Origin of the sequence: Actinomadura sp. SCN-SB (genome assembly GCF_043906805.1) — a bacterium.
In the GTDB taxonomy this organism is placed as follows: Bacteria; Actinomycetota; Actinomycetes; order Streptosporangiales; family Streptosporangiaceae; genus Spirillospora.
On sequence record NZ_JBIMPP010000013.1, the window covers coordinates 106838 to 120232 of the forward strand.

11 protein-coding genes are annotated in these 13395 nt (G+C 73.9%); 5 read left to right on the forward strand and 6 right to left on the reverse strand.

What is annotated here, in order from left to right:
* Positions 1-40: 40 nt before the first annotated feature.
* The gene (locus ACGWYJ_RS11535) at positions 41-964 is read right to left on the reverse strand and encodes an IclR family transcriptional regulator (protein ID WP_395105884.1); all 924 of its coding nucleotides are present in this window, start codon (positions 962-964) and stop codon (positions 41-43) included.
* A gap of 315 nt (positions 965-1279) precedes the next feature.
* Here ACGWYJ_RS11535 and ACGWYJ_RS11540 point away from each other — a divergent pair, with 315 nt between their 5' ends.
* The gene (locus ACGWYJ_RS11540) at positions 1280-1825 is read left to right on the forward strand and encodes a UGSC family (seleno)protein (protein WP_395105885.1); all 546 of its coding nucleotides are present in this window, start codon (positions 1280-1282) and stop codon (positions 1823-1825) included.
* A complete protein-coding gene (locus tag ACGWYJ_RS11545) occupies positions 1822-2904 on the forward strand; it encodes a hypothetical protein (protein WP_395105886.1) in 1083 nt (360 codons plus the stop codon). The genes ACGWYJ_RS11540 and ACGWYJ_RS11545 overlap by 4 nt, the downstream gene beginning before the upstream one ends.
* Here ACGWYJ_RS11545 and ACGWYJ_RS11550 read toward each other — a convergent pair.
* Genes ACGWYJ_RS11550 through ACGWYJ_RS11560 form a run of 3 tightly spaced genes read right to left on the reverse strand, consistent with a single transcriptional unit; the run spans position 2901 to position 5684 of the window.
* Positions 2901-3578: a DUF305 domain-containing protein gene (locus ACGWYJ_RS11550; RefSeq protein WP_395105887.1), complete on the reverse strand. Its 678-nt coding sequence runs from the start codon at positions 3576-3578 to the stop codon at positions 2901-2903. The genes ACGWYJ_RS11545 and ACGWYJ_RS11550 overlap by 4 nt on opposite strands.
* The gene (locus ACGWYJ_RS11555) at positions 3575-4882 is read right to left on the reverse strand and encodes a copper amine oxidase (RefSeq protein ID WP_395105888.1); all 1308 of its coding nucleotides are present in this window, start codon (positions 4880-4882) and stop codon (positions 3575-3577) included. Before ACGWYJ_RS11555 ends, ACGWYJ_RS11550 begins: the two co-directional genes overlap by 4 nt.
* A gap of 7 nt (positions 4883-4889) precedes the next feature.
* Entirely contained in the window at positions 4890-5684 is a 795-nt protein-coding gene (locus tag ACGWYJ_RS11560; protein WP_395105889.1) for a hypothetical protein, read from the reverse strand.
* A gap of 210 nt (positions 5685-5894) precedes the next feature.
* On the opposite strand from ACGWYJ_RS11560, the gene ACGWYJ_RS11565 reads away from it, so the two are divergent.
* Together ACGWYJ_RS11565 and ACGWYJ_RS11570 are read left to right on the forward strand one after the other, a co-directional pair.
* A complete protein-coding gene (locus ACGWYJ_RS11565) occupies positions 5895-7376 on the forward strand; it encodes an APC family permease (protein WP_395105890.1) in 1482 nt (493 codons plus the stop codon).
* Positions 7363-8118 (forward strand): IclR family transcriptional regulator, encoded by a 756-nt coding sequence (locus tag ACGWYJ_RS11570; RefSeq protein ID WP_395105891.1) that lies wholly within the window; start codon positions 7363-7365, stop codon positions 8116-8118. Before ACGWYJ_RS11565 ends, ACGWYJ_RS11570 begins: the two co-directional genes overlap by 14 nt.
* On the opposite strand, the gene ACGWYJ_RS11575 is transcribed toward ACGWYJ_RS11570, so the two are convergent.
* Both ACGWYJ_RS11575 and ACGWYJ_RS11580 read right to left on the reverse strand, forming a co-directional pair.
* Positions 8042-9754: a cytochrome c oxidase assembly protein gene (locus ACGWYJ_RS11575; protein ID WP_395105892.1), complete on the reverse strand. Its 1713-nt coding sequence runs from the start codon at positions 9752-9754 to the stop codon at positions 8042-8044. The two genes, ACGWYJ_RS11570 and ACGWYJ_RS11575, sit on opposite strands and share 77 nt — an antisense overlap.
* 82 nt (positions 9755-9836) lie before the next feature.
* The gene (locus tag ACGWYJ_RS11580; protein WP_395105893.1) at positions 9837-10529 is read right to left on the reverse strand and encodes an SRPBCC family protein; all 693 of its coding nucleotides are present in this window, start codon (positions 10527-10529) and stop codon (positions 9837-9839) included.
* A gap of 147 nt (positions 10530-10676) precedes the next feature.
* Here ACGWYJ_RS11580 and ACGWYJ_RS11585 point away from each other — a divergent pair, with 147 nt between their 5' ends.
* Positions 10677-13358: an ATP-binding protein gene (locus ACGWYJ_RS11585; RefSeq protein ID WP_395105894.1), complete on the forward strand. Its 2682-nt coding sequence runs from the start codon at positions 10677-10679 to the stop codon at positions 13356-13358.
* The last annotated feature ends 37 nt before the right edge of the window (positions 13359-13395 follow it).

The window sequence follows — 13395 nt, forward strand, 5'->3', positions numbered from 1 at the left end:
CCGCCCCCTGCACCCCCTTGGGGCTTTGCCCCTTGTCTGTTCAGGGGGTTTGTCTGGCGGTGCGGGGTTGGCGGGGGCGGGTTGAGACGGTGCGGCGGGCTTCTGTGGGGACGGTGCGCCGGGTCTCGGGTGGGACGGGGCGTCCCAGGCCGCGGGTGTGGCGGGGGGTGGCGACGGTGCGGCCCTGGGTTCCGCCGGCGGAGGGGGCGCCCAGGGTTCTTGAGATGCCTCGGGCGGTCGCGGCCAGGGCGGGGACCAGCGCGTGCGGTGGCATGTCGGTGGGGGTGGTGAGGCCCACGGCGGCGATCACGCGGTCGCGGTGGCCGCGGATCGGGACGGCGATGGCGCGGGCGTCGTAGGTCAGCTGGTTCTCGATGATGGCCACGCCGGACCTGCGGATCTCGGCGAGCCGGTGCCGCAGCGCGTCCGGATCGGTCGGGGTGTACTCGGTGAAGCGGCGCAGCTTGGAGGACAGGACCTCCTCCTGGAACTCCTGTGGCGCGAACGCCAGCAGGACCAGTCCGGTGCCGGTGGCGTGCATCGGCCAGCGCCCGCCCAGGCGGCTGGGTACGGGGACGCCCTCGCGGGCCCGCAGTGACTCGATGTAGATGACATCGTGGCCGTCGGCCACCGCCAGATGGATGTTGGCCCGGACGGCGTGCTGGAGGTCTTCGAGGAAGGGCAGCGCGACCTCGCGCAGGCGCAGGCCCTGCGACGTGGTGCCCAGTTCGAGGATGCGGAGCCCGATGCTGTATTTGCCGTCGGCGTCACGGTCCAGCGCACCCCATACGCGTAGCTCGTTGACGAGCCGGTGGGTGGTGCTGAGCGTGAGGCCCGTGCGTCTGCTGATCTCGCTGAGAGAAAGCGCGGCATTGTCGATATCGAAGACCCCGAGGATCGAGAGCACCCGCTGCGCAGCGGTGAGGCGATTCGGTCCCGCGGGGCCGGTTGCCTGGACGGTCATACCCACTCACCCACTTGTCCCGCCCATGTGACCCAGGTTACACATGTGTGAACGAGGCTACATAAATCGCTGGGCTTGGGGAAGTCATGAAAAAGGTCGGGAAAAGTCTTCCATCCATCGGAAATGGTATTTTCGGTGCCCTTCCTTCTGTGGTTGGGGGGTGAATTGCCGGTTTCCTTCCGCGTCGCGAAAGGGGCGGTCCGCGTGGGGGCGGTGCCGACCTACAGTGCTGTGACAGGGCCGGAGCCCGCCCGCTCCCCAGCGCGGCCTCGCCCCGGCCGTCGGAACTGCGGGACACGAATGAGGCGGTGAGGGATGTTCGACCACATCCTCGACCCCACCGGACAGTCGCAGCGGACCGCCGTGCAGGAGCGGGCGGTCGCGCGCCGGCTGCCGAGCCTGGCGGGCGCCCGGGTGGGACTGCTGGACAACACCAAGAAGAACGCGGCGCCGCTGCTGGCCGAGCTGGGCCGGCTGCTGGAACGCGAACACGGCGCCACGGTGACGATCCAGCGCACCAAGCACGCGTTCGCCTTCCCGGTGGACGACCCGCTGCTGAAGGAGATCGCGGCCGTCAGCGACGTGGTGGTCACCGGGGTGGGCGACTGCGGGTCGTGCAGCGCCTCCGCGGCGGCGGACGGCATCGCGTTCGAGCGCGCGGGCCTGCCCACCGCGGTCATCTGCAGCGACGCCTTCGAGGTGACCGCGCGGGCGATGGCGGACGTGCACGGTGACGCGGAGTTCGAGTTCCTGCTGACGCCGCACCCGGTGGCCGTGCTGAACCCCGACCAGGTGAAGGCGCGCGCCAAGGAGCTGCTGCCGGTGGTGGTGGCGCGGGTCACCGAGCAGGCGTCCCGATGACCGAGCAGGCCCTGGACGGGGCGGACGCCGCGGAGCTCACCGAGCTCGCGTGCAAGTCGATCGAGTACGTCTACGAGCGGGGCTGGACCGACGGCCTGCCCGTGGTACCGCCGACGCGCGCGCGGGCCGACGAGTTCCTGGCCACCACGTCCCGTCCCGCCGATGAGGTGATCGGCCGGCTCGACCATCTCAAGCGGGAGGTGACCGTCGAGCTGGCCGCCATCAACGCGATCATGGCGGGCTGCCTTCCGGAGCACTTCCCGGTGGTGCTGGCCGCCTGGGACGCGCTGATGCTGGAACGCGCGGTGGTGGGGGGCGGCTGGCAGAGCACCAGCGGCCCCGCGCCGCTGATCGTGGTGAACGGCCCGGTGCGGCAGCGGCTGGGGTTCAACAGCACCGGCGGCGTGTTCGGCCCCGGGTTCCGCGCCAACGCCACCGTGGCCCGCGCCATCGGCCTGATCGTCCGCAACGCGCTCGGCGTCGTCCCGCACGTCCTGGAGCAGGCCACGCAGGGCATCCCCGGACGGTGGGCGCAGTGCATCGCCGAGAACGAGGAGGAGAGCCCCTGGGAGCCGCTGTCGGTGGACGGCGGCGTCACGGCGGGCTGCGACGCGGTGTCCACGACGCTGCTGCGCACCAGCGAGTACATCGACAACCGGCACACCGACGACCCGGAGAAGGTGCTCGCCGACTTCGCCGACACCCTGTCGCGCACCGGAAGCTGGATCTTCCGCAACGCCGGCGCCGGGGTGGTGTTCTGCCCCGAGCACGCGCAGCTGCTGGCCAAGGCGGGCATGTCCAAGGAGGACGTGCGGACCTGGCTGGTGGAGCGCTGCGGGCGGCCGAAGGCCGACTTCCACCGCGTCGGCAAGAGCCTGAACGCGCAGGGCCGCAGGGGCGACCACGAGGACGCCGAGCTGGAGGGCTTCGACCCGATGTTCTCCGAGGACTCGCCCAAGCACCTGCCGATCGTCGTGGCGGGCGCCCGCAACGCCGGCATCTCGATGGTGGTCCGGTTGTTCTCCGGCACCGGCTGGTCGGGCATCTCCGCCCGGGTGGAGAAGCCCCGGAACGGTTAGGCCGGGTCCTCCAGCAGGCGGGTCATCGCCTCGATCTCGGCGCCCTGCTCGTTGATGATGTGCTTGGCCAGGTTGCGGATGTAGACGTTGCGGCCGACGCGCAGCACGGCGCGCGCCATGGTGATGGCGCCCCGGTGGTGTTCGATCATCCCGCGCAGGTAGAGGCGGGTCGCGTTCCTCCCGTCCGTGGCCGACTCCAGCGCGGACAGGCGGGCCTTGCCGAGCATCCCGTGGCCGTCTCCGTGGAGCTTGGCGGCACGCGGGTCGTCCTGCTCCACCACGGGCTTCTTCCAGGCGGCCAGCCACCGGTTCATCTCGTCGATCTCGCGCTGCTGGTCGGTCCGGATGAAGCCGGCGACGGCGGCGACCCGTTCGGGGACGTCCCGCTTGCCCAGAAGCGTCCGGCTCATCCACACCGCCTGGCCATGGTGGACGATCATCATGGCCGCGAACGTCACGTCCTGCGCGTTGGGCGGTGTGGCGGAGGCCGTCGCGGTGGGCGGCGCGGGCGCGGTCGCTCCGGCCGCGGCGGTCCGCCCGCCGGGGTCGCTTCCTGCGGGCGCCTCGGCCGCGCAGCCGGACAGGGCGACCGCCACGGCCGCGCACGCGGCCACGGCGGGGCCCGCCCCGCGCCGGAAGGAGGCGCGGGACGGGCGGTGGAGGAGAGGCGTCACGCCGTGCCGTTCCCGTCGACGCCGTCGCCGTTGACGGGAAGGCGGTCGTCGGGGATGAGCGGGTTCTGCGCGCTGAAGTCGCGCGGGACCAGCTCGAACCCCTGCCAGTGGACGGGCATCGGGCTCTGGTCCTCGTCCCGGGGGATGTGGTGGAAGCCGATCCGCACCCACGCCACCGGGTCGGTCATCGTCTCGCCGTCGGTGTAGTCGAGGATGGACGTGCCGGGGCACTCGGGGTCCTGGTTGAACGTGGCGAACTTCTCGCAGGGCTTGTACTGCGTGAAGGTCACGTCCGGCATGGTCTCCGGGTGCGCCTCGTAGGCGTCGGAGGCGCCCAGATCCAGCTCGTAGGAACGCGGGTGGTCGTCGGCGTTGCGGCTGTCCGGCGCCACGACCCGCCACCAGCGGCGCAGGGCGGTGTTGAGGTTCTCCTCGGTGGTGATGTCCTTCTTCTTCGTCTTGTAGATCGCGGAGCGGCGGCCCCGCTCGCCGGTCGGCGCGGTGTCGTACTGCTCCACCTTCTGGTTCGCGCCGATGCCGAAGTCCACCTTCCAGAACGCGCTGTGGTAGTGGTTCACCGAGTAGTCGCTCTGGCCGGGGCCGATCGGCCAGCCCTCGTCCGGGGTGGTGTAGTCGCGCGGCGCCAGGTCACCGGTCGCCCCCAGCCGGACGCTGATCTGCCCGTCGTCGGCCAGCCGGTACTCGGTCAGGTACTCGTACCAGCCCACCTTCGAGATCGTCTTCAGGACCAGGTCGTGGCCCATCTTGGCGTACGGCTTGGTGGGCGACGGGCCCTGCAGCCGGTACGCCAGGCCCGTCTCCTGCTTGCTGACGCACAGGACCTTCTTGGAGCCCTCACCGGCGCCCGTCCACGCGGCGCGCCGCTTGCCCTCGCAGTCGTCCCCGTCCATCGGCTCCATGTAGCTTCCGCCGAAGCCATAGGAGGTGATGTCGTTCCATTCGTTGTAGCCGGAGTCGTAGGGCACGTTGAGCTGCGCCAGCGTGATCGAGTCCAGGACGTTCAGCAGGGCCTTGTCCCGCTTGCCCCTGAACGCCACCTTCTCCAGCACCAGCCCGGTCTTCTCGTCCACGTGCCAGCACAGCTGCCACCGGCTGCCGTTCGGCAGCTTCTCCTCGACCATGGCGTTGTCGCCGCAGTACTCGGCGCGGTCGCGGTCGGGCGCCGCGGCGGCCGGGGCCGCCGCCGCGCCCGTGCCGGCCATGGCCAGCGCCACGGCCGCGGCGCCCCATCTCCATTTGCGCGGCCTCCGGGCCGCCGGTGTCTGTCGCGCGTTCGGATGCATCGGGCTCCTACCTCAGACGGGCCACCGTGCGACCGGACAGGTCGATCACGATGTCGGTGATGTCGATGAAGGGACCGTTCGGCACGCGCGTGAACAGCTGCACGCACCGGCTGGCGCCGCACTGGTCCGCGCCCGTGTCGGCGGGCCGCGCGGTGTAGGTGGTGGCGGTGGCCTGGACCTGCGAGGCCGAGGTGAACGCGCGGCCCGCCGCCCGTCCGAACCTGGCCTTGAAGTCGGCGCTGAGGGGGTGGGCCAGGAAGATGGCCACGGCCTCGGCGGTCTCCCGCTCCGAGGGCGGCGGCTGCATCCTGCCGCGGCTGAAGGTGCCCTCGACCGCGCCCGTGCGCAGGTTCACCACGCGCTTGATCAGCTTTTCGGACGTGTAGTCGTAGAAGTAGACGGCCGCGCGCCTGGGCGCGTCAGGGCCGTCCTCGCCCGGTTTGGGCGCGGCCAGCTCGAACGACAGGTACTCCGGTCCCGGAGCCCCCTTGACGTCGGTGCCGGTCAGCCCGTTCGCGGCGGCCGTCTTCGCCTGCCGCAGCTCGGCCGGTGTGAGCTGGTCGCGGCCGATCCCGCCGCCGGCCGGCGGCGCGGTGGCCGTCGGCTCCGCGACACCCGCGGTGGACGCGGGTGAGGCGGCTCCGCCGGTGTCCGGTGGCGCCGACGCGGTCGCGCCGACGATCCCGCTGAGGCCCAGCGCCACCACGGCGGTGGAGGCCGCCGCGACCAGCCCCCATCGCAGCCGCTGGGCCCTCGATCTCCAGGGCGGAGCGCGATGCTCGCGCTCGTCCGCCTCGTCCATGGCCCCTCCCGAAGGTGAGTAACGAACGGCCTCACCTTCGGCCGGGCCGGTTTCACCGCCGTTACCCGGCCGAGAAGAATCCGGCGCGGTGAACGGGAAAGCGCGGTGCCGTCCTTCTCACTCGCCGCGTCCCCTGCCGTAACACGGGTGCAACCCGGGGGTGACGCCGATCACCTAGCTTCATGATCGCTACGGCGCGGGGAGGATCATGTGAGCGCACTCGCCACCGCCATCGCCGAGGCCCTGAGCAGGAGCGATACCCCGGTCTCCGGGCCGCGGGGCGGGCGCGGCCTGGACCGTCGCCGGCTCGGCGCGCTGCCCGTCGCGGCGCAGGCCGTCGCCACGGTCGCGCCGTCCCCCGGGATGGTGTCGGCGACCGGCCTGGCCACCTCCCTGGGCGCCGCCGCGGTGCCCGTGCTCGGCCTCGCCACCCTGCTGATGGTGCTGGTCTCGCTGGCCATCGCCCAGTTCGCGCGGCGCATCACCGCGGCCGGGTCGCTCTACACCTACGCGGCCAAGGGGCTCGGCCCCGCCGGGGGCTTCCTCACCGGCTGCCTGCTGCTCCTCGCGTACGGCGCGCTGGTGGTGATGTGCCTGCTGGGCGCGGGCCGCCGGTCCGCCGCCTTCCTGACCGAGGCGGGCGTGCCGCTCCCGGCCGGAGGGGACGGTCCCGCCCTGCTCGCCGCGGCGCTCCTCGGGACGGTCATGACCGCCTGCGTCATCCGCGGCGTGCGGATCTCGGCGTCGCTGACGCTGGCGCTGGAGGCGTGCTCGGTCATCACCGTCCTCGCCGTCCTGCTGCTGACGGCGGCGACCGGGGCGCCCGGCCTCCCGGCCGCCTCCTACGCCTCCGGCACGGCGGCCTCCGCGCTGATCCTCTCGGTCACGGCGCTGGTCGGGTTCGAGAGCGGCTGCGGTCTGGGGGTGGAGACGCGCCGCCCGTTCGCCGTCGTCCCGCGCGTGGTGATCTGGACGCCGGCGGGCTGCGGGCTGCTCTTCGTCCTCGCGGGCGCGCTGCACCTGGCCGGGCCGGGAGGCGCCGGGCCGCCCGGTGAGGGACCGGCGCCGTTCCTGCCGGGGCTGCTGCACCTCGGGCTGGCCTCGTCGCTGTTCGCGTGCGCGATGGCGTCCGGGAACGCGGTCACCCGCGTCCTGTTCACCATGGGGCGCGAAGGGATGCTTCCGGCGGCGCTCAGCCGGACTCACCCGCGCCACCGCACCCCGCACGCCGCCGCGTACGCGATGACGCCGTTCGCGATCGCGCTGCCCGGCGCGCTGTGGGCGGTGGGCCTGCCGCCCGGGCCGCTGTCCGGCGCGCTGTCGGCGCTGACCGTTCTCGCGTTCCTGGCCGCCTACCTGCTGGTCTGCGCCGCCGCCCCGCTCTTCCTGCACCGGATCGGCGAGCACGTCCCGGCCACGACCGGCACGGCGGTGCTGGCGGCCTGCGCGTCCGCCGCCGTCCTGGCCGGTGTCGTGGTCACCATGGCGGGCGAGGGACGCGTCCGCCTGCTCGGCCTGTTCGGCCTGACGCTCGTCCTGGGCATGGCCTGGTTCCTGCGGGTCCGCCGCCGCGCGCCGCACCGGGCCGCGGCCATCGGGTACTTCGACCCTGCCGCGCCGGAGGACGTGCTGCCCGGAGCGCTGCCCGAAGGCCCGTCGTGGGGCGAGTGGAGCCGCCATGGCCGCCACTGACCTGCCGCCCGTCGGCCGCCAGCCGAACGCGATCCACAACGCCCTCAGCGTCCTGGAGGAGGTCGCGCGGGCGGGACCCGGCGTGACCGCCAAGGAGATCTCCACCGCGCTCGGGCTGCCGCCGGCCACCACGTACCGGCTGGTCAACCAGCTCGTGGCCGAGGAGTATCTGGTGCGGCTGCCCGACCTGCGCGGCTTCACGCTGGGCCGCAAGGTGATCGAGCTGGCCGGCGCGGTCGCGCCGCCCCGCCTGCCCGGCCCGGCCGCGGACGCGCTCGCCGGGCTGCGCTCGGAGGTCCGGCTGGCGATCAACCTGGTCTCCTACCGGCGGGGACGGCTGCGGATGCTGGACTCCGACCCCGACCACCCGCCGACGTCGGACGCCGTCCTGTCCCGGCACCCGCACGCCTCGGCCTTCGGGAAGCTGCTGCTCGCCGAGCACCGCGACTGGCGGTCCCTGGTCGGCGGCCGCCTGCGCCGGATCACCGCGCGCACGATCGCCGATCCCGTGGCGCTGGACCGCGAGCTGGACCGCGTCCGGAACGAGGGCTTGGCCAGGCAGTGCGAGGAGTTACGCGCGGGCCGTGGATGCCTGGCGGTCCCCGTCCGGGACGCCTCGGGCACGCTCGTGGCGGGGCTCGCGGTCAGCGGCCCGCCGGATCGCATCAGCGCCTTGGAGACACCGATCCTGCGGCGGGTACGCGATTGCGCGGCCGATCTGAGCCACCTGCTGCCGCGCTGACCCTCTTCTGGAAGAGCAGGACACCCCCAGCGAGGAACGCCAGGTTCACGGCCAGATGCCTCAGTTCCCCCTGCCGGAGCGCATCACCCAGCGGGGTCACGTACAGGAGGAGCGAGACCGTGATGAGCAGCCCGGCCCCCACCGCCCGGCCGGCTCCGCGCGTGCGGACCAGAAGGAGCAGCCATTCGTGCGGACCCCGGTCCCCATCGATCCGCGCGGGACGCACCACGTCCAGCACGAGCCGTACCGGCGCGCCCGCCACCAGGAGGTACGAGGCCAGACCCGCCAGCAGCGCCTGCTGGACGACCAGTGCGCCCGTCTCCTCGAACGCGTACCGCGCGACCCCCGACTGCGTCGCCACCACGACGACGAGCAGCCCCGCGTACCAGGACAGGACGCGCGCCCCCGGCCAGCTACGGCTCCGCGCGACCCCGGCCGCGTACAGACCGGCCAGCACCACGACAAGGACGGCGAAGAAGAGGTCGAACCGCCACAGCGTCACGAGCCGCCCCAGCGTCGGCTCCGCGAGCGGCGCCTGACCCAGCAGCGCCTGGACCGCGCCCTCCTCGACCGCCGCCTCGGACGGGGCGGTACGGCTCAGCGCGACGGCCAGCCCCATCGCGGCGGCCATCACCACCGTCTCCACCGCCGCGAGCCGGGCGAACCCGTAGACGGAGCCCGCGGCGACGGCGGGGAGCGTGCGCCTCCGATGCCACCAGCCGAACCACCCCAGGACCGCGAACGCGACTCCCTTGGCGATGGCGAGCCGGCCGTAGTCGCCCGTGACCAGATCGGCGACGCTCGGCGTACGGGTGGCCAGGTTGGCGATGCCGCTGAGGCCGACCGCGACAAAGCACCACGGGGCCATCCGCCCGAACCGCTCGCACATCACCTCGATCCGGGGCCCGCGCCGTGCCGCGTGCGCGACGAGCACCGCGAGCCCGCCCACCCAGAATGCCACCCCGACGACATGCATGGCCAGGGACGTCACCGCCGCACCATGGTTGGTCGCCGCAGCCGAATGCCCGGTGAGCGGCGGGGGCAGTAACGCGACCCCCGCGAGCGCCAGCGCCCCCAGTGCGCCGCCGGGCGTACGCCGCGTCCATGTCAGCACGGCGAGGGCGAGTGTCAGGACCACAACGAGCGCGAGTGCGGTCCCTTGCGGCAGGTCCCTGATCTGCTGGAGGGCGCTACCGGTGGTGAGCACCCGTCCGAGCGGCTCCCCGAGCACGTCGGACAGCGTGAGGGCGAGCGTCGCCGCCGCGGCCAGAGCCCACCCGCTCGACAGCCACGCCGCCGCACGGAGGTGGCGCGCCGCCGCGGGGGCCAGCCTCCCGCCGTCCAGCGGGACGAGCACCGCCGCCGCGAGCACGGCGCCCACCGTCAGGACCGCGAGCCCGTCCAGGACCAGCCGCACGACGGGGAGCCCCCAGCCGGTGAGGCGACCCGCCTCGTCCAGACCGGGGACGACCTGCGCGCCATCGCCGGAACCGCCGCCGGCGAGCGCCACCGCCAGAACCGCCGCCGCCACACCGGCGGCGACCGCCGCGACGCCTCCGGCGCGCAACGCGAACCCGCTCACCTGGGCGGCCCGAAGCAGATCGTCGAACCCATGGCGCCGCTCCCTCGCCCTCAAGCCCGCTTGGAGACGATCACGCTAACGCCCGTTTGCTTCGCCCCTGTTACGTCACGCGCACCTCATGTCGTACGCCGCAAGATCAGGTGCGGGAGCGTCCCCTCAGCCGCGCGAACAGGCGGCGGAACATGCCGGCCACCATCACCTTCAGCAGCGTGGTGCCCTTGATCGCCGAGGCCGGCTGCTCGGGCTGCTTGGTCTCCGCCGGCTTGGTTTGGGCCGGCTTGGTTTGGGCCGGCTTGGTCTCGGTGGCCTTCGGCTCGGCGCCTTCAGCGGCGGCCTGCTCGGCGGCGGGCTCGGCCTCGGCCGCGGGCTTCTGCTCACCCTGCTCGGCCTCGATGCGCTCCTGGACGCTCTTGGCCATGTCACCGACCATGCGGGCGGACACGTCCGCCATGATGCCCCGGCCGAACTGGGCGAGCCTGCCCGAGACGGTCAGGTCCGTCTCCAGGAAGACCTGGGAGCCGTTCCCCGAGGGCTCCACGCGCATCTTCGCCTTCGCCTGGGCGGTGCCCGCGCCCCTGGCGTCCTTGCCCTTCGCGCTCAGCACGGCGGTGCGCGCCTTCTCGTCCAACTCGATGATGGTGGCCGTCCCGGTGAACGACGCGGTGACCGGGCCGAGCTTCACCTTCACCTTGCCCTTGAAGGAGTCGTCGCCGAGTTCCTCGGTGAGCTCCGCCCCGGGGAAGCACGCCGCGACGTTGTGCGCGTTCTGCAGGAAGGCGAAGACCACATCGGGATCGGCCTCGACCTCGAAGGTGTTCTCAATGAGCATGGGCCGTCCTCCAGGGGGGTCGCCGAGAATCTCGGGTGCTCTTGACCTTAATGGCACGCGCTCCGCTCGCCTAGGTGCGATCCAAGGATTCGGCAACGCCCGTCCGGCGGGACGGGCCGCCACCGCCATGTCGGCCATGCTGGGGGCATGTCCGCGGAGACGATCATCCGTGCGCTGGACGGAATCTACACCCGTGGCGCGGCGATCCTCCTGAGGGGTCCGGCGGGGATCGGCAAGTCCGCGCTTCTGGCGGAGGCTCGGCGGCGGGCCGCCGAGCGCGGCGTGCGCGTGCTGACCACGGCGGGGGTGCGGGCCGAGAGCGGGCTGGCGTTCGCCGGGCTGCACCGCCTCCTGCGGCCGTTGCTCGACCGGGTGGACGACCTGCCCGCGCCGCAGCGTGACGCCCTGCGGACGGCGTTCGGCATGGCGGAGACCGTCACGACCCCCGCCCCGTTCCTCATCGGGTTAGGCACACTCGGGCTGCTCGGCGCCGAGGCCGCCCGCGAGCCGCTGCTGCTGACCGTCGAGGACGCGCAATGGCTGGACCGGCCGGCCGCCGACGCGCTGGCGTTCGCGGGACGGCGGCTCGGCCCCGAGGCGATCGTGCTCATCGCCGCCCTCCGCGACGGGTACGAGAGCCCGCTGCGGGAGGCGGGGCCGATGGAGGTCCGGCTCGGCGGGCTCACGCGCGAGGCGGCGCGGCGGCTGCTCACGTCGAGGTTCCCGGACCTGCCGCCGGGCGTCCGCGAACGCGTTCTGGACGAGGCGGACGGCAATCCGCTGGCACTGCTGGAACTCCCGAGGGCCCTCGACCCCGCGGGCCCCGGCGAGGAGGAGACGCCGCCCGCCCGCCTGCCGCTGACCCCGCGGCTTCAGCGGGCGTTCGGCGCGCGGGCCGCCGAGCTGCCCGCCCCGACCCGTACCGTGCTGCGCGTGGCGGCGCTGGAGGAGGACTGCCCGCTGGCCCCGGCGCTCGCCGCGGCCGGGATCGTCGACGGGGCGCCGCGCGGTGTCGAGCATCTGGCCCCGGCGGTGCGGGCCGAGCTGATCGAGACCGACGACCGTACGGTCCGGTTCCGCCATCCGCTGTACAGGGCGGCCATCCGCCAGGCGGCGAGCCTGGCCGAGCGGCACGCGGCCCACCGGGCGCTGGCCGAGGCGCTGGAGGACGACCCCGACCGGCGCGTGTGGCACCTGGCGGAGGCCGCGGTCGGGCCGGACGAGGCGGTCGCCGCCGAACTGGCCGAGGCGGGGCGCCGGGCGCTCCGGCGCGGGGCGATCGGCACCGCCGAGGCGGCCTTCGAGCGGGCGGCCGCGCTGGCACGCGACCCCGCCCGCCGGGGGCGCCTGCTGCTGGACGCGGCGGCGGCGGCGAACGACCGGGGACGCGGCAGGACGGTGCTCCGGCTCCTGCGCGAGACCGAGAATCTGGAACTCGGCCCGGAGGGGCACGCCTACCGGATGTGGATCGAGGACGACCTGCCGCTGCGCGACACCGGGCGGGTGCGAGCCCTGGTGGACGCGGCCCGCGCTGGAGATCGTGACCTCGCGTTGCACCTTCTCATGGCCGCCGCCGCGCGTTGCTATTGGGGCGACCTCCGGGACGAGGGCCGTGCGGTGCTGCGCGCCGCGGACGCGCTCGGCGTCGCCTGCGGAGACGACCGGCTGCTGTGCGTCCAGGCGCTCGCGGCACCGATCGAGCGGGCGCCGTCCGTCCTGGGCGGGCTGCACCAGGCCGTGCCGGGGGAGGACCCCACCGCGCTGTACTCGCGGGCCATCGCCGCGTTCGTGGTGGGAGCGTTCGACCAGGCGCTTCCGCTGCTGTCCGCGGCCGCCCGCAGGCTGCGCGAGCAGGGGCGGGTGCGCATGCTGGCGCACGTCCTCCCGATGCAGGCGTGGGCGGCGCTGGAGGTAGGGGACTTCGGTGTCGCGGCGTCCGCCTCGGACGAGGCGAGCGGGACCGGGCGGCCCCTGTGGCAGGCCGCGGGACGGGTCGCCGGAGCGGGGCTGGCCGCGCTGCGCGGCGACCGGGCGGGTGTCGAGAGGCTGACGGCCGAGGCCGAGCGGGTGGCGCTTCCGGCCGGCGCGACGGCGCTGCTGGCCCTCGTCCAGCACACGCGCGGACGGCTGGAACTGGCCGAGGCACGCCACGCCGCGGCCTACGAGCAACTGCGCCGCATCTTCGAGCCCGGTGACCCGGCCGCTCACGCCCCGGCCCGCCGCCACGCGATCGGTGACTTCGCCGAGGCCGCGGCGCGCAGCGGTCACCGCGACGAGGCGCTGGCGCGGCTCACCGAACTGGAGCGGGACGTCCCTCAGGCGCCGGCGTCATGGGCCCACGCCCAGTCGCTCTTCGCCAAGGCGCAGCTCGCCGCCACCGGCGACGGCGGGGCGGCGGAGCGCGCCTTCCGGCGGGCGCTCGGCGAAGGCGGGCAGGCCCCGGTGTTGACGCGGGCGCGGCTCCTGCTCACCCAGGGCGAGTGGCTGCGGCGCCGGCGGCGGCTGATCGAGTCACGCGCCCCCCTCCGTGCCGCACGCGACGCCTTCGACGCCCTGGGGACGGGCCCGTGGGCCGAGCGTGCCCGCCGCGAACTGCGCGCGACGGGCGAGCGGAGCCGGCGGCGCGCACGCCACTCGCCGGTCGAGCTCACGCAGCAGGAACTCCAGATCGTCCGGATGGCCGCGCAGGGCCTCTCCAACCGGGAGATCGCGCAACGCCTCTATCTCTCCCACCGCACGATCGAGTCGCACCTGTACCGGGTGTTCCCGAAGCTGGGGGTCGCCTCCCGCGCCGAACTCGCCGGCGCGCTCGGCGAGCACCCGTCCTGACCGGGCGGGCGTACACGCTCGTCGTCCTCGACCTCCG